Annotated in this window: 12 protein-coding genes; all 12 read left to right on the plus strand. The window is 68.0% G+C overall.

What is annotated here, in order from left to right:
• Positions 1-8 precede the first annotated feature (8 nt).
• Positions 9-1,517, plus strand: a complete 1,509-nt coding sequence (gene tsaE, locus EJC49_RS00070; protein ID WP_126697407.1) for a tRNA (adenosine(37)-N6)-threonylcarbamoyltransferase complex ATPase subunit type 1 TsaE — start codon at positions 9-11, stop codon at positions 1,515-1,517.
• Entirely contained in the window at positions 1,514-2,245 is a 732-nt protein-coding gene (locus tag EJC49_RS00075; protein WP_126697408.1) for a nucleotidyltransferase family protein, read from the plus strand. Before tsaE ends, EJC49_RS00075 begins: the two co-directional genes overlap by 4 nt.
• Entirely contained in the window at positions 2,242-5,385 is a 3,144-nt protein-coding gene (gene addB / locus EJC49_RS00080) for a double-strand break repair protein AddB (RefSeq protein WP_126697409.1), read from the plus strand. The genes EJC49_RS00075 and addB overlap by 4 nt, the downstream gene beginning before the upstream one ends.
• A complete protein-coding gene (addA, locus tag EJC49_RS00085) occupies positions 5,382-8,900 on the plus strand; it encodes a double-strand break repair helicase AddA (protein ID WP_126697410.1) in 3,519 nt (1,172 codons plus the stop codon). Before addB ends, addA begins: the two co-directional genes overlap by 4 nt.
• Positions 8,901-9,003: 103 nt before the next feature.
• The gene (gene trxA, locus EJC49_RS00090) at positions 9,004-9,324 is read left to right on the plus strand and encodes a thioredoxin (protein WP_126697411.1); all 321 of its coding nucleotides are present in this window, start codon (positions 9,004-9,006) and stop codon (positions 9,322-9,324) included.
• Positions 9,325-9,484: 160 nt separating this feature from the next.
• Positions 9,485-10,252, plus strand: coding sequence for a M48 family metallopeptidase (locus EJC49_RS00095; RefSeq protein ID WP_126697412.1), 768 nt, complete (start codon positions 9,485-9,487; stop codon positions 10,250-10,252).
• A 53-nt stretch (positions 10,253-10,305) separates the two neighbouring features.
• Positions 10,306-10,947, plus strand: a complete 642-nt coding sequence (locus EJC49_RS00100; protein WP_126697413.1) for a phosphoribosylanthranilate isomerase — start codon at positions 10,306-10,308, stop codon at positions 10,945-10,947.
• 89 nt (positions 10,948-11,036) lie between these two features.
• Positions 11,037-12,257, plus strand: a complete 1,221-nt coding sequence (trpB, locus tag EJC49_RS00105) for a tryptophan synthase subunit beta (protein WP_126697414.1) — start codon at positions 11,037-11,039, stop codon at positions 12,255-12,257.
• 17 nt (positions 12,258-12,274) lie between these two features.
• Positions 12,275-13,111: a glycosyltransferase family 2 protein gene (locus EJC49_RS00110; RefSeq protein WP_126697415.1), complete on the plus strand. Its 837-nt coding sequence runs from the start codon at positions 12,275-12,277 to the stop codon at positions 13,109-13,111.
• Positions 13,112-13,374: 263 nt separating this feature from the next.
• Positions 13,375-14,217, plus strand: coding sequence for a tryptophan synthase subunit alpha (gene trpA / locus EJC49_RS00115; RefSeq protein ID WP_126697416.1), 843 nt, complete (start codon positions 13,375-13,377; stop codon positions 14,215-14,217).
• Positions 14,218-14,274: 57 nt separating this feature from the next.
• A complete protein-coding gene (gene accD, locus EJC49_RS00120) occupies positions 14,275-15,201 on the plus strand; it encodes an acetyl-CoA carboxylase, carboxyltransferase subunit beta (RefSeq protein WP_126697417.1) in 927 nt (308 codons plus the stop codon).
• 59 nt (positions 15,202-15,260) lie between these two features.
• Positions 15,261-16,592 carry a bifunctional folylpolyglutamate synthase/dihydrofolate synthase gene (locus tag EJC49_RS00125; protein ID WP_126697418.1) on the plus strand — a complete coding sequence of 444 codons (1,332 nt, stop codon included), beginning with the start codon at positions 15,261-15,263 and terminating at the stop codon, positions 16,590-16,592.
• Positions 16,593-16,634: the final 42 nt, after the last annotated feature.

The raw sequence follows: 16,634 nt of genomic DNA on the forward strand, positions 1-16,634 counted from the left end.
CAGCCAGAATGCGTGACGGTCCCTTCGACATCGGTCTGGCCGACGAGGCCGCCACGCGGCGGCTGGGCGAAGACCTGGCGCTGGCGCTGAAACCCGGCGATCTCGTGTGTCTCGAAGGCGATCTCGGCGCTGGCAAGACGACGCTTGCCCGCGCGTTTCTGCGCGCCATGGCCGACGATCCGGACCTCGAAGTGCCGAGCCCCACCTTCACGCTCGTCCAGACCTACGATCTTCGCGTTCCTGTGCACCATCTCGATCTCTATCGCCTGGGCGCTGCCGACGAGATCGACGAACTGGGCGTCGAGGAGATGATCGCGTCGGGGATCGTGCTCGTCGAATGGCCGGAACGGGCCGCCGGGCGCCTGCCGCCCGCCGCGCTGACGATCAGGCTGGATCAGGATGGTGACGGTCGCCGTGCCCGGATCTCCGGCGCGGCACCGGCGCTGAAGCGGCTCGACCGCTCGCTCGCCATCCGCGGGTTCCTGGCCGGGGCCGGATGGAGCCACTCCACGCGCCGCTTCATGTTCGGTGATGCGTCGACCCGTGCCTACGAGACGGTCGAGCAGGGCGGCGAGCGCCGGATCCTCATGAACGCGCCCCGCCAGCCCGACGGTCCGGTGATCCGCGACGGCAAGCCCTACAGCCAGATCGCGCATCTGGCCGAGGATGTGCTGCCCTTCGTGGCCATCGGCGAGGCATTGAAGACCGCGGGTTTCGCCGCACCCAGCATCCATGCCGCCGACATCGAGGCCGGCCTGCTTCTCCTGGAGCATCTCGGCAGCGGCAATTTCCTCGCCAACGACGGTTCTCCGGTCGCCGAACGCTATGCGGAAGCGGGCCGCCTGCTCGCCGCCCTGCATGGCAAGTCGTGGCCCGAAACGATCACGACGAGCCAGGGCGTCGCCCATCATGTGCCGGCCTACGATCGCGGGGCGATGACGATCGAGGTCGAACTCCTGACCGACTGGTACATGCCGTACGTGACCGGCAGCCCGGTCTCGGCGGAGGTGAAAGCCGCCTATGTCGCGGCCTGGAACACGGTATTCGACCGGTTGGAGAGCGCCGAGAAGAGCCTGGTACTGCGCGACTACCACTCGCCCAACATCGTCTGGCGGGACGATCGGCAAGGGCTCGACCGTCTCGGCCTCGTCGATTTCCAGGACGCGATGATCGGCCCGGCTGCCTACGACCTCGCCTCGCTTGCCATGGACGCCCGCGTGACCATCCCGCCCGAAATGGAGCGCGCGACGATCGAGGCCTATGCATCAGCGCGGGCGGCTGCCGGCGGCTTCGACCGCGCCGGGTTCGACGAGGCCTACGCCATCATGGCCGCGCAGCGGAATGCCAAGATTCTCGGCATCTTCGTGCGGCTCGACAGGCGCGACGGCAAGCCGGTCTACCTGAAGCATCTGCCGCGCATCCGCGCCTATTTTGCCCGCGCGCTCGTTCACCCGGCACTGGAGCCGGTCGCCGCCTTCTGCCAGAGCGCCGGCCTGCTCGACGACACGCTTTCATGAGCGCCGTGCCCGAGACCGCCATGGTGCTCGCCGCCGGCCTCGGCACGCGCATGCGGCCGATCACCGACACGATCCCCAAGCCGCTGGTCGAGATATCGGGCCGCACCCTGCTCGACCGAGGCCTCGACACGCTGGAGCGAGCGGGCGTGCGGCGTGCGGTGGTCAACGTCCACCATCTCGCTGACCGGATCATCGCCCACGTCGCATCGCGGATGAGCCCGGCGATCACGATCTCCGACGAGACGTCCGGTCTGCTCGATTCGGCCGGCGGCATCGTCATGGCACTGCCGCATCTAGGCGCCGATCCCTTCCTCGTGCTCAACGCCGACACGTTCTGGATCGATGCCGACGGCGTCCACAACCTTGCCGAGATGGCCAGGGCGTGGGACCCTGCGGCCATGGACATGCTGCTGCTCACCGCGGATATGGCGGATGCCACCGGCCATACCGGCGGTGTGGATTTCACCGTCGACGCGCAGGGCCGGCTCGCGCGGGCGAACGCCGTCGCCGAGGGTGTCATCTATGCCGGCGCCATGATCCTCCATCCGCGCATTTTCGAAGGCGCGGAGCCCGAGCCACACTCGCTCAACCTCTATTTCGATCGCGCCATCGCCGCCGGCCGGCTCTTCGGCCACTGCATGCGCGGAGTCTGGATCACAGTCGGCACGCCCGACGCAATCCCGGCGGCCGAGGCAGCCGTCGCGAGGGCTGCGGCAGGCCGGCGATGAGCGCCTACGCCGTCCCACGGGTGCTCTCGATCCCGCCTGGCGTTTCGTTCCTCGAGACGCTTGCCGATGCGCTTCTGGCCGGCCGCCTGGTGTCTGGCTTTTCCTGGGACGGCGACCCGCTGAAGCTCGCCGACGTCACGATCTTCGTCCCGACGAGACGAGCGGCGCGCGAACTGCGGGCCGTCTTCGCCGCCCGCGTCGGCGGCATGGCGGGCGCGACGTCGGCCATCCTCCCGGTGATCCGCCCGCTCGGCGATTTCGACGAGGACGCGGTGCTGTTCGAGGACGGCGGCGCGCAGGCGCTCGACCTTGCACCGCCGATCGCGCCAATGGAGCGGTTGATGGCGCTGGCGCCGCTGGTTCAGGCCTGGAAGCGCCGGCTGCCGGCCCATGTGGCGCAGCTTTTCGCCGAGGAGGTCGTCGTGCCGTCCTCGCTCGCCGATGCGATCTGGCTTGCCCGCGACCTCGCCGCCCTGATGGACGAAATCGAGACCGAGGGCGTCGGCTGGACAGGCCTGCAAGGCCTCGTCAAGGACGACCTCGCCAACTGGTGGCAGGTGACTCTGGAGTTCCTGTCGATCGTCACCACTGCCTGGCCGCAGGTGCTCGAAGCCATCGACCGATCCAATCCCGCCGCGCACCGCTCGGCCATGATCGACGCCGAGGCCGAAAGGCTGTTGCGCCAACCGCCGCGGGGTCCGGTGATCGCCGCCGGGTCGACGGGCTCGATACCGGCCACCGCTCGGCTGCTGGCGGCCATCGCGCGCCTGCCCTCTGGCGCCGTCGTGTTGCCCGGCCTCGACCGGCGGCTCGACGCCGCCTCCTGGGACCTGATCGGCCAGTCGGACCAGCCGGCGTCGGCCTTCGGCCACCCGCAATATGGGCTGAAGAAACTCCTCGCCACCATCGGCATCTCCCGCGCCGACGTCGAGGACATGGCGCAGCCGGCGCCGCCGCTTGCTGCGCGCGGTCTCATCCTGTCGGAAGCTCTCCGCCCGGCGGAAACCACCGAACACTGGGTGGAAGCCAAGGAAGCGGTCGACCAGTCGTTGGCCGACGGCGCGCTTGACGATATTGCCCTCATTGAGGCCGCCAACGAGCGCGAGGAGGCCGTTGCCATCGCGGTGGCCCTGCGCAATGCGATCGAAAACGACGACAGCCACGTGGCGCTCGTTACCTCTGACCGAGAACTCGCCCGCCGCGTCGCCTCCGAATTGCTGCGCTTCGGCATCCACGCCGACGATTCGGGCGGCACGCCGCTTGCCCGCACGCGGCCGGGGCTGCTGCTCGTCCAGCTGCTCGCCGCAGTCTTCGTGCCGGGCGATCCGGTGCCGCTGCTGGCGCTGCTCAAGCATCCGCTGTTTCGCCTTGGACGCAGGCGCGGCCCCGTGCGCGGCGCGGTCGAGTGGATTGAACTCGTCGCCTTGCGCGGCGGCACCGGTCGTCCCGACATCGCCACGCTCGGCCTCGAGTTCGAGCAACGGGTGCGCGTGCTGGCGGAGGAGCAGCGCAAGCCGTTCTGGCTGAAGCGTCTCTCCGACGCCGATCTTGAGGTTTGCCGCGCCTTGATCGCCTATCTCGGCGAGGCCATCGCGCCGCTCGTGGCCCTGCGCGGCCGTCCTGAAGCGCCTATGGCGGACCTCGTCGCCGCGACCGTCGCCGCGCTGGAAGCGATCGGCCGGGACGAGGATGGCGGGCTTGGCAAGCTTTACGAAGGCGATGCTGGGGAAGGGCTGATTGGCTTCCTGCGCAATCTCGCCTCGGCCGCGGGAGACCTGGTGGTCGAGCCCGGCGAATGGGAGGCGATCGTTTCGGCCCTTCTTTCAGGGGAGACCGTCAAGCCGTCCGCCGGCAGCGATCCGCGCGTCTCGATATGGGGCGCGCTCGAAGCCCGCTTGCTGAGCGCCGATCTGCTCGTCGTCGGCGGGCTCAACGAGGGCACCTGGCCGCGCAAGGCCGAGGCCGACCGTTTCATGTCGCGGATGATGAAGACCGGAATCGAGCTCGAACCGCCCGAGCGCCGCATCGGCCTTGCCGCGCATGACTTCATGATGGCGATGGGCGCGCAGCGTCTCGTTCTCACCCGTGCCGCACGGGCCGGCGATGCGCCGGCCGTGCCGTCGCGCTGGCTGCAGCGCCTCACCACGCTGGTGGGCGAGGAGGCGAGCAAGGCCATGCGCACACGCGGCGAACGCTACCTCGCCTGGGCGCGCCAGCTCGATGCGGCCCCCGACATCCCCTTCGTCGAGCGGCCCTATCCCGCGCCGCCGGTCGAGGCGCGGCCGACGAGCTTTTCCGTCACCGAGATCGAGACGCTGCGCCGCGATCCCTACGCGGTTTATGCGCGCCGCATCCTCGACCTGAAGCCGCTCGACCCGTTGGTGCGCGACCCGGGCGCTGCCGAGCGCGGCACGCTGTTCCACGACATCCTGCATCGCTTCACCGTCTCGGGCGTCGATCCGTCGTCCGACGCCGCGCTGGGCGCGCTGATCGACATCGCGCGCGCCGCCTTCGACGCGCTGGCGCTGCCGGTCGATGTCGAGGCGGTCTGGTGGCCGCGCTTCATGGCGATGGCCCCTCATATCCTCGCCTTCGAACGCGAGCGCGGGCCGGGTATCCGCGCCCGCCATGCCGAGGACCGGGCCAGCCCGACGCCGATCGGCGCGACGGGCGTCACGCTGTCGGGCTATGCCGATCGCATCGACATCCGCGGCGGCGGGTTGGCTGACATCCTCGACTACAAGACCGGTTCCACCCCCTCGAAGGGTCAGGCGCACACGCTTCTGTCGCCGCAGCTCGCGCTCGAAGGCGCGCTGTTGAAGCGCGGCGCCTTTGCCGGCGCCGGCAAGGCGGAGCCCGCCGATCTGCTCTATGTGCGGCTGAAGCCGGACGGGCAGGTGGTGCCGGACTCGATCCTCGAATTCAAGCGCGAGATCCGCCTCGCATCGGACCTGTCGGAAGAGGCCTGGGCGCGGCTCGAAAAGCTGGTCGCGCACTATCAGAAGCCGTCGACGGGCTACCTGTCGCGCGCGCTGCCCTTTCGCGAGGGCGACACCGACGGCGATTACGACCATCTCGCCCGCGTGCTGGAATGGTCGGCGGGCGCCGACGAGGCCGGCGGCGGGGAGGGCGAGGCATGAAGAAGCCTTTCTTCGTTCCCGAGGAAACGCAGCGCAGCCAGGCGCGCGCGTCAGACCCGCAGACTTCCGCCTGGGTGTCGGCCAATGCCGGGTCCGGCAAGACGCACGTGCTGTCGCTGCGCGTCGTTCGGCTTTTGCTCGACGGCGCCGATCCCGCGCGTATCCTGTGTCTCACCTACACCAAGGCGGCCGCCGCCAACATGGCGACGCGGGTGTTTCGCGACCTTGGCCGCTGGGCGACGCTGGACGACGCGACGCTTTCGGCCGAGATCGAGAAGATCGAAGGCTCGCCCCCGTCGCGCGCCAAGCGGGAGCGCGCCCGCCGGCTCTTCGCCCGCGCACTGGAGACACCGGGCGGGCTGAAGATCCAGACCATCCACGCCTTTTGCGAGGCCGTGCTGCACCGCTTCCCGCTGGAGGCCAACATCGCCGGCCATTTCGAGATGCTCGATGGCCAGATGGAACAGGCGCTCGTTGCCGAGGCCCGCCGCGACTTGCTCTCGGGTGCATCCGAGGGGCGCGACGCCGTGCTTGCCGACGCCTTCGCCATGGTGCTGCAGGCAGGAGGGGAGGCGGGGCTCGACGCGCTGCTTTCGGAGATCGTCGGCAAGCGCGACAAGCTGCGCGCCTTCATCGATCATGTTGGCGGCGCGCCGTCGGGTTTCATTGACCTGTTCGAGGAGTTCGGATTTTCCGGCGACGAGACCGAGGCCGCCATCGCGTCCGCCGCCTGGCCCGACACCTGGTTCACCGCTGCCCTCGCACGCTCTTTCGGCGAGCGCGCCAATGCCGCCGGCAAGGCAAAGGCGAGCGACTTCGCTGCCGAACTCGCGGCCGTCTGCGCCGAGCGCGAACCGGTGGCGGCGCTGCTCGCCGCACGCGACCTCTTCTTGAAGAAGGGCAAGCCCGACTGGGAACCGAAATCGGTCAAGCCGGTGCTGTCGAAAGGCGTCGCCGAACACTTCCCCGCTTTCGCCGGCGAACACGGCCGCGTCTGCGCGGCGCTTCTCGACGCCTGTGACCGGCTCGCCGCTTTCCGCATGCTGAAAGCCACGCGCGCCGCACTCACCATCGCCGAATGGCTGATCGCCCGCTACGAACGGCTGAAGAGCGCGCGGGGCTTCCTCGACTTCAACGACCTGATCACCCGTACGGTGCGGCTCCTGTCGCGCGCGGACGTCGGCCCGTGGATCCAGTACAAGCTCGACCAGGGCATCGACCATATCCTGGTCGACGAGGCGCAGGACACCAGCCCAGACCAGTGGCAGGTCGTGGCGCGGCTGGCGGAAGAGTTCTTCACCGGCCTTGGCGCGCGGGACAACACTCACCGCACCATCTTCGCGGTCGGTGACGAGAAGCAGTCGATCTACTCCTTCCAGGGCGCCGAGCCCGAGGCTTTCGCCCGCCATGGCGACGTTTTCCGGCGGAAGGTGGACGCCGCCCAGGCCGGCTTCGCCCGCGTGAGGCTCACCCATTCCTTCCGCTCGACGGAAGACGTGCTCAGGGCGGTCGACATCGTCTTCGCCAGCGATGGCGCTCGCGCGGGGCTGACCGTGGACCCAGAGGGCATCGAGCACAAGGCGATCCGCGCGGGAGACCCCGGTCTGGTCGAACTCTGGGATCAGATCGCGCCGGAAGCGGTCGAGGAGCCCGACGATTGGACCGAACCGGTCGACCACGCCTCCGCGCCCGCCGTTCGGCTGGCCGAGACCATCGCGCGCACCATCGACGGCTGGCTGAAGGCGGGCGAACCGCTTCCTGGCAAGGATCGGCTGGTGCGGCCGGGCGACGTCCTGGTGCTGGTGCGCAAGCGCGACCGCTTCATCCATGCGCTCGCTCGTGGCCTGAAGAACCGGGGCATTCCGGTCGCGGGCGCCGACCGGCTGAACCTGCGCGCCCATATCGCCGTCAAGGATCTGATCGCGCTCGGTCGCTTCGTGCTCCAGCCGCACGACGACCTGTCGCTGGCCGCCCTCTTGAAGAGCCCAATCTTCGGGCTGTCCGAAGCCGACCTGTTCGACATCGCCCACAAACGAGGCCGCGCATCGCTGTGGGACGTCCTGCTCGCCCGCTCGACTGACGATCCGCACTGGCAGCCTGTCGGGGAAGCCTTGAGGCGCTGGCGCGACGAGGCTGACGGCCGCCCGGTGTTCGAATTCTATTCCGCCATCCTCGGCCGCGACGGGGTGCGCCGCAAGATGATCGCGCGGCTTGGCCATGAGGCCGGCGAGATCCTCGACGAGTTCCTGGGCTTCTGCCTCGCCGCCGAGAAATCCGGGCTGGCCCGGCTCGAATCCTTCCTCGCCGCGCTGGAAAATGCCGGTCCCGACATCAAGCGAGAGATGGACCAGACGCGAAACGAGGTGCGCATCATGACGGTGCACGCCTCAAAGGGTCTGGAAGCGCCGTTGGTCTTCCTGGTCGACAATGGCAGCGCGCCCTTTTCCGACACGCACTTGCCGCGCCTGTTGCCCGTTTCCTCGACGAAGGGGCTGTGGCCAGGCGACGGCTATGTCTGGCGGGTTTCCGCCGACGTCCAGAACCGCGTCTCGCGCGGCATCGGCCAAACCATCGGCGAAAAGGCTCGGGAAGAATACCGCCGCCTGCTTTATGTCGGCATGACGCGAGCCGAGGACCGGCTGATCGTCTGCGGCTACCGCGGCGTGCGAGACCCGCAGGACGGCATCTGGCATCGCCTCGTCGAAGCCGGGTTTGCAACTGCGACGATCGAGGAGGTCCGGCATCCGCAAACCGGGCTGCGGCTCCGCCGCTTCCGCATCACGCCCGACCGGCCGCTGCGGGCGGCCGAGACCCAGCAGCACGCCACATGCGAGCAAGACGCCCTGCCGCAGAGCTTCATGCAGAGGCTGCCGCGTTCGGGCGCTTTCCCGCGTCCGCTGGCGCCGTCGGGAGCCGGCGTGCTGATCGGCGAGGGTGAGGAGATCGCGCCTCTGTCGGCCTCGCCGGTTCTGTCGCCCGCATCAGGCCCCTCCTTCGCCGCCGCGCGCGGCACCGCCGTCCATCGCCTGCTGCAGAGCCTGCCCGATATTGCGCCGGCCGAGCGCGAGGCAGCGGCCCGCCGCTATCTCGATCGCGCCGGCCACGGCTGGAGCACGACCGAACGCGAGGCGCTGTGGCGCTCGGTCGAGTCGGTCTTGTCGCAGCCCGCCTACGCGCCGGTCTTTGCGCCAGGCTCGCGGGCCGAGGTCTCGGTCATGGGCACGCTGGAGGTCGCAGGCCGCCCCCGCGCCGTCTCGGGCAAGATCGATCGCCTGGCAGTAACGGACGAGGCGGTGCTGATCATCGACTACAAGACCAATCGCCCGCCGCCGGTCGACCTGAACGCCGTTCCCGAAATCTACGTCGCCCAACTGGCGCTCTACCGCGCGCTGCTCGCCCCGCTCTATCCGGGCCGGCGGGTCGAGGCGGCGTTGCTCTTCACCGAGGGGCCGCATCTCGTGGCGCTGCCCGATGCGCTGCTCGCCGCCACCCTTGTCCGACTCACGGCGGCGTGACAAAACACGTCTTGAACACGGCCCGCCGGCCGACCACATATGCGTGGAACGTAATCTGTTTTGGGCACGGCGGTCCGCCGCGACCCGCGCGAAGGAGACATGGATGTCCACCGTCAAAGCCGACAAGAATACCTTCCAGGCCGAAGTGCTCGACGCCGCCGAGCCGGTGGTCGTCGATTTCTGGGCCGAGTGGTGCGGTCCTTGCAAGATGATCGGCCCTTCGCTCGAGGAAATTTCCGACGAGATGGCCGGCAAGGTGAAGATCGCCAAGGTCAACATCGATGAGAACCCCGAGATCGCCGCCCAGTACGGCATCCGCTCGATTCCCACGCTGATGCTTTTCAAGGGCGGCCAGGTCGCCGACATGAAGGTCGGCGCGTCGCCCAAGACCGCGCTCTCGGCCTGGATCAGCGGCAACGTCTGATCGTCCGACGACCCGCATCGAACGAGCCCGGCCCCCGCGCCGGGCTTTTTCGTGGAAGGTGTGACTTCTGCATACAACTGAAAGTCCGCGTCGAGCGCCGACATTTCACTGTCGTTGCATCCTCGCTTCTCCCCAAACCCGAATCGTCTATCCTACGCCCATGCTGCCAGGCTTCCTCAAGCGTCCCGTCCGCCTTCCGCCGCCGTCCAGCGAGCCAGAGGATCGGACCCATGTCGTCGCCGGCCGCGAACTGCCGCTGCGCGTCGTCGAGAATGCCCGCGCCAAGCGGCTGACACTCAGGATCGACGCCGGCGGGCGCGGCTTGCGCGTCACGGTCCCCCCCGGCTTGCCGGAGCGCGAGGTCGATCGCTTCCTCGACCGGCACCATGGCTGGCTGGAGGAGAAGCTCGGCAAACTGCCCGACCGGCCCCAGCTTCGCCCCGGTGCGAAACTGCCGCTGCGCGGCGTGCCGCATCTGATCGTGCACGAGCCGTCCGCGCGGGGTAGCGTGGCTGTGGACAGCGTCGACGGCGCGCCCGCCCTTGTCGTCCATGGCGACCGCGCCCACTTGCCGCGCCGCCTCGCCGACTTTCTCAAGCGCGAAGCAAAGCGCGACATCGAGCCGCTGGTGGCGAAGCACTCGGCCGCCGTCGGCCGCAAGGCCAAGGCCGTCCGCTTCAAGGACACGACCAGCCGCTGGGGCTCGTGCTCGTCGGACGGCAACCTCTCCTTCTCCTGGCGCATCATGATGGCCCCGCCGGTGGTGATCGACTACCTCATCGCCCATGAGGTCGCGCATCTGAAGGAAATGAACCACGGCCCGAAATTCTGGAAGCTCTGCCGCCAGCTGAGCCCCCGCACCGACGAGGCAAAGGCCTGGCTCAAGCGCAACGGCGCGGCGCTGCACGCGATCGGGTTCGGGGGATAACCTGCCATTCCCGCCAGTCGACATTTCCGCCACAGATCGGTAGATCCTCGGCCATGCCCCTCGACATAAAGATCTGCGGCCTTTCCACGCCCGACACGCTCGCCGCCGCGCTCGACGGCGGGGCCTCGCATGTCGGCTTCATCTTCTTCGCCAAGAGCCCGCGCAACCTGATGCCCGCCGAAGCCGGCCGCCTGCGCCAGGCGGCGCAGGGGAGGGCGCAGGCGGTCGCCGTCACGGTCGATGCCGACGACGCCGCGCTCGACGCCATCGTCGCCGACATGGCCCCCGACATGCTGCAGCTGCATGGCAGGGAGACGCCCGCGCGCGTGGCCGAGGTCAAGGCGCGGCATGGCCTGCCGGTGATGAAGGCGTTTTCGATTGCCGAGAAGGCCGACCTGGAGAAGGTCGCGCCGTTTCGCGGCGTCGCCGACAAATTCCTGTTCGATGCCAAGCCGCCGAAGGGCGCCGAGCTTCCCGGCGGCAACGGTGTTTCCTTCGACTGGACGGTGCTTGCCGGGCTCGACCCGGCGATCGACTACATGCTGTCGGGCGGGCTGACGCCGCAAAACGTCGCCGAGGCGATCCGCCTCGTCGCGCCGCCAGGGCTCGACGTCTCGTCGGGCGTCGAAAGCGCGCCGGGGGTGAAGGATATCGGGCTGATCGCTGAATTCTTCCGCGCGGTGCGCGGCGCCTGAGCGCTTCCCCGTTGCCTTTCGGCCCAACGACGCGATATGCGAGACCCAATGAAGGCCGTCGGCAGGATCCGACAGGCGAGGAGAGCGCAATGAACCAGCCGGTCGCACCCAATTCCTTCCGCACGGGACCCGACGAGCAGGGCATGTTCGGCATCTTCGGCGGACGCTTCGTCGCCGAGACGCTGATGCCGCTGATCCTCGACCTGGAAAAGCACTGGACCGAGGCGCGCAACGATCCGGCCTTCAAGGCCGAGCTGGACAACCTGAACACGCACTACACCGGCCGTCCGTCGCCGCTCTATTTCGCCGAGCGCCTGACCGAGCATCTCGGCGGCGCGAAGATCTACTTCAAGCGCGACGAGCTGAACCACACCGGTTCGCACAAGATCAACAATTGCCTCGGCCAGATCCTGCTCGCCCGGCGCATGGGCAAGAAGCGCATCATCGCCGAGACGGGCGCCGGCCAGCACGGGGTGGCCTCCGCCACCGTGGCCGCGCGCTTCGGCCTGCCCTGCATCGTCTACATGGGCGCGACAGACGTGCAGCGCCAGGCGCCCAACGTCTTCCGCATGAAGCTGCTCGGCGCAGAGGTCCGTCCGGTCACCTCCGGCCACGGCACGCTGAAGGACGCCATGAACGAGGCCCTGCGCGACTGGGTCACCAATGTCGACGACACGTATTACATCATCGGCACCGCCGCCGGCCCGCACCCCTATCCGGAGCTGGTGCGCGAGTTCCAGTCGGTCATCGGCCGCGAGACCAAGGAGCAGATGCTGGCTGTGGAAGGGCGCCTGCCCGACATGCTGGTGGCCGCCGTCGGTGGCGGGTCGAACGCGATCGGCCTGTTCCACCCCTTCCTGGACGACAAGGACGTGCGGATCGTCGGCGTCGAAGCCGGCGGCAAGGGCCTGTCGGGCGAGGAGCACTGCGCCTCTCTGACGGCCGGCTCGCCCGGTGTGCTGCACGGTAACCGCACCTACCTGCTGCAGAACGAGGACGGCCAGATCAAGGACGGTCACTCGATCTCGGCCGGACTGGACTATCCCGGCATTGGCCCCGAGCACTCCTGGCTGAAGGATTCGGGCCGCGTCGAGTATGTGCCGATCATGGACCAGGAGGCGCTGGAGGCGTTCCAGATGCTGACGAAGCTGGAGGGCATCATCCCGGCGCTTGAGCCCTCGCACGCGCTGGCGGAGGTGATCAAGCGCGCGCCCAAGATGGACAAGGACCAGATCATCGTGATGAACCTCTGCGGCCGCGGCGACAAGGACATCTTCACGGTCGGCAAGATCCTCGGCGTGGAGCTCTGACCAGGAGGCGCGACTTCATGTTGTCGGCGTATGTTCTGACCAGGAACAGCGAACGACTGCTGGAAAAAGTTCTCCGGCCGCTACTGGCCGTAGCGGACGAAGTGCTGGTTCTCGACAGCGGCAGCACGGACCGCACGCTCGATATCGCGCGCGGCCTGGGTTGCCGGATCGAGCAATCGACCTTCGAGGGGTACGGCGCCCAGCGCCAGAAGGCCCAGTGGCTCTGCTCCCACGACCACGTTCTTTTCGTCGATAGCGACGAGATCATGAGCGAGGCTCTGGTCGAAGCGGTGCGAAGCCTCAAGGCCTCCGGTTTTCCCGAGGACGCCTATGCCTTCCGGCGCGAATGGATCGTCCTTGGCCGGCCGGTTCGCGCCTTCTATCCGGTCAAGAGCCCGGATTTTCCCATCCGTCTCCTCAATCGCACCCGGAGCAGCTTCGCGTCGGCGCGGGTCATTCACGAGCGGCCGAGCGGACAGCGTTCGGTCGCCGTCTTGGACGGACCGCTGTTTCACGACACGTTCCACAGCCCGGAAGAATTCAGCCGGAAGCTCGACAGCTACTCCCGCTTCGGCGGACAGGACCTTCTCGAACGCGGGCGGTCTGCGAAGCCAGCTCCCGTCGCAGCCGTCGGAGCCTTGATCGCCTTCGTGAGATGGTATGTCGCCACGGGCAGCTGGCGGGACGGGAAAGTAGGGTTGATGGCCGGCGTCTTTGCCTGTCGCTACACCTATCGCAAGCATGTCCATGCCCGGCGCCTCGCGCGCGGGACAGACCAGTCCGGGCCGGTCGAACCCACGCCGGAACCCGTCGTTCCGCGCCGGCCGGCCGGTCTCGATTCTCGGACGGGCTGACGCCGGCCAACCGCGGCTTCGACTGCCGGGTCCGCAGACGGCGTAGCTGGTGTCCACGGATGCACGGCGCGCGGGCCGTCCTATGGCAAATCTCGCTCCAAACCCGTATATCGGTCACCCGAAGGAGAACGACGCCCGGAATTTCCGCTTCCAGCAAGGCCGTTTTCGGCTATGACCGGATCGTCGAGGACAAGATCGATACCGCGCGTCTCCGATCGACGCGCAGACAATCGCCGAGCCGTGAGGGACGAGTAGCAAGCCGCATGACCAACACCCGCATCGACCGCCGCATGGCCAAGCTCAAGGCCGAAGGCCGGCCCGCCCTCGTCACCTATTTCATGGGCGGCGATCCGGACTACGACACCTCGTTGTCGATCATGAAGGCGTTGCCCAAGGCCGGCAGCGACGTCATCGAGCTCGGCATGCCGTTTTCCGACCCCATGGCCGACGGCCCGGCCATCCAGGCCGCAGGCCTGCGCGCGCTGAAAGCGGGTCAGACGCTGAAGAAGACGCTCGCCATGGCGGCCGACTTCCGCAAGTCCGACGACGAGACGCCGATCGTCATGATGGGCTATTACAATCCCATCTACATCTACGGCGTCGAGCGCTTCCTGGCGGATGCCATCCAGTCGGGTATCGACGGGTTGATCGTGGTCGATCTTCCGCCTGAGATGGACGACGAGCTCTGCATCCCCGCCGTGCGTGCGGGCATCAACTTCATTCGCCTCGCCACGCCCACCACCGACGACAAGAGGCTGCCCAAGGTGCTCGAGAACACCTCCGGCTTCGTCTACTATGTCTCGATGACCGGTATCACCGGCTCGGCGCTCGCGGATACGGGGAAGGTCGGCGACGCGGTTCGCCGAATTAAAGGCCACACCCACCTGCCGGTCTGCGTCGGTTTTGGCGTGAAGACTGCAGAGCAGGCGCGCGCCATCGGGGCGTCGGCCGACGGCGTCGTGGTCGGTACCGCGATCGTCAATGCCGTCGCCAACGTCCTCGGCCCCAACGGCGAAATGACCGCCGATCCGGCTGAGGCCGTCGCCACGCTCGTGTCCGGCCTCGCGCAGGGTGTGCGCCAGGCCCGCCTTGCTGCCGCCGAATAATCGTCCCATCTAGGGAACACGGGCCGCGCGGATGGCCCCGCGGAAGGAGACCTTTCGATGAACTGGATCACGAACTACGTTCGCCCCAAGATCAATTCCATGCTCGGCCGGCGCGACATGCCGGAAAACCTCTGGATCAAATGTCCCGAAACCGGCGAGATGGTGTTCCACAAGGATCTCGAGGAGAACCAGTGGGTCATCCCGGCATCCGGCCATCACATGCGGATCTCCGGCAAGGACCGGCTGCGCTTCTTTTTCGATGACGGCCGCTACGAGCTTCTGGAAAACCCGAAGGTCGCGATCGATCCGCTGAAGTTCCGTGACGAGAAGCGCTACACCGACCGCCTGCGCGATGCGCGCACCAAGACCGGCATGGAGGACGCTATCCTCAACGCCGTCGGCACCATCGATGGTCTCGAAGTGGTGGCCACCGTGCAGGACTTCGCCTTCATGGGCGGTTCGCTGGGGCTCGCCGCGGGCGAGGCGATCGTGCACGGCTTCGAAGTGGCATTGAAGCGGCGGCTTCCGCTCGTGCTGTTTGCGGCCTCCGGCGGCGCGCGCATGCAGGAAGGCATCCTGTCGCTGATGCAATTGCCGCGCACCACGGTTGGTGTCGACCGCCTGAAGGAGGCCGGCCTGCCCTATTTCGTCGTGCTCACCAACCCCACCACCGGCGGCGTGACGGCGTCCTATGCCATGCTGGGCGACGTCCACATTGCCGAGCCGGGCGCGCTGATCGGCTTTGCCGGGCCGCGCGTCATCGAGCAGACGATCCGCGAAAAGCTGCCCGAAGGCTTCCAGCGCGCCGAGTATCTGATGGAGCACGGCATGGTCGACATGGTCGTGCCACGCACGGAGCTCAAGGCGACGATAGCCCGTCTTTTGAAGATCTTCCTCAACATCCCGTTGCCGGTTCTCGTCGCGGCGCAAACGGATACGCCCGAGACGCAGGCCGAAGAGGCCGAATCGCACCAGCCGGCGTAAGCACCGGGTGGTTTGATACCGGGCAGGAGCCGTGCATCGGGCGGCGCGAGGGAAGATTTGTGACCATATCCAGGGCCGACCGCGAGATTGCGCGGTTGATGACGCTGCATCCCAAGGGTTTCGACCTGTCGCTGGACCGCATCCGGCGGCTGCTCGACCGGCTGGGCAATCCGCAGGACCGGCTGCCGCCGGTGATCCACATCGCCGGTACCAACGGCAAGGGCTCGGCGGCAGCCTTTTCGCGCGCCCTGCTCGAGGCGTCCGGCCATACCGCGCACGTGCACACCTCGCCGCATCTGGTCTCCTGGCACGAGCGCTACCGAATGGCTGCTCCCGGTGGCGGCCGCTTCGTCGCCGACGAGGTGTTCGCCGAGGCGATCGGTCGCGTTGCCGAGGCCAACCGGGGCGAGACGATCACCGTTTTCGAAATCCTGACGGCGGTGGGCTTCGTGCTGTTTTCCGAGCACCCCGCCGATGCGGTGATCCTCGAGGTGGGTCTCGGGGGGCGTTTCGACGCGACCAATGTCGTCGACCGGCCAGCCGTCACCATCGTCATGCCGATCTCGCTCGACCACCAGGCCTATCTGGGTGACCGGGTCGAACTCATCGCCGCCGAGAAGGCCGGCATCATGAAGCGCGGCGTGCCGGTCGTCATCGGCCAGCAGGAATCCGACATCGCGCGCGATGTCCTCATCGACACCGCCGCGCGGCTCGATTGCCCGATGTTCGTCTACGGGCAGGAATTCCTTTCCTTTTCGGAAAACGGCCGCCTTACCTATCAGGACGATGACGGCCTGCTCGACCTGCCCTTGCCGCGCCTCCCCGGCCGGCACCAGTTTGCCAACGCTGCGGCGGCCATCGCTGCGATCAAGGCCGCGGGATTCACGCTGCCGATGCAGGCGGTGGAAAAGGCCATGACCACGGTGGATTGGCCCGGCCGCATGCAGCGGCTGACCAGCGGCCGCCTGGCGGAACTCGCGCCGGAAGGCGCCGAAATCTGGATCGACGGCGGCCACAACCCGGGGGCCGGCGCGGTCATCGCCGAAGCGCTGGGTGAACAGGAAGAGCGTTTCGCCCGGCCGCTGTTCCTGATTTGCGGCATGATCTCCACCAAGGACCAGACCGGCTTCTTTGCCGCTTTCGAAGGCATCGCGCGGCACGTCTTCACGGTGCCGGTGGCGGGAAGCGAGGCGGGCGTCCCCAACGATCAGCTTGCGACGCGTGCCGCCGAGGCCGGCCTGTCGGCCGAACCGATCAATTCGGTCGCCGAGGCGCTCGTGCTGCTTCGAGACAACTGGGAGGCCAACGAGCCGGCGCCGCGCATCCTCATCTGCGGCTCGCTCTACCTGATGGGCGACGTGCTCAGGGAAAACGGCACCCCGCCGGTGTGAGCAGCGCCGCTTTCGGGCCGGAATCGAAAGCGGCGCCGTGTT

Source organism: Aquibium carbonis (assembly GCF_003970795.1).
GTDB classification, from domain to species: domain Bacteria; phylum Pseudomonadota; class Alphaproteobacteria; order Rhizobiales; family Rhizobiaceae; genus Aquibium; species Aquibium carbonis.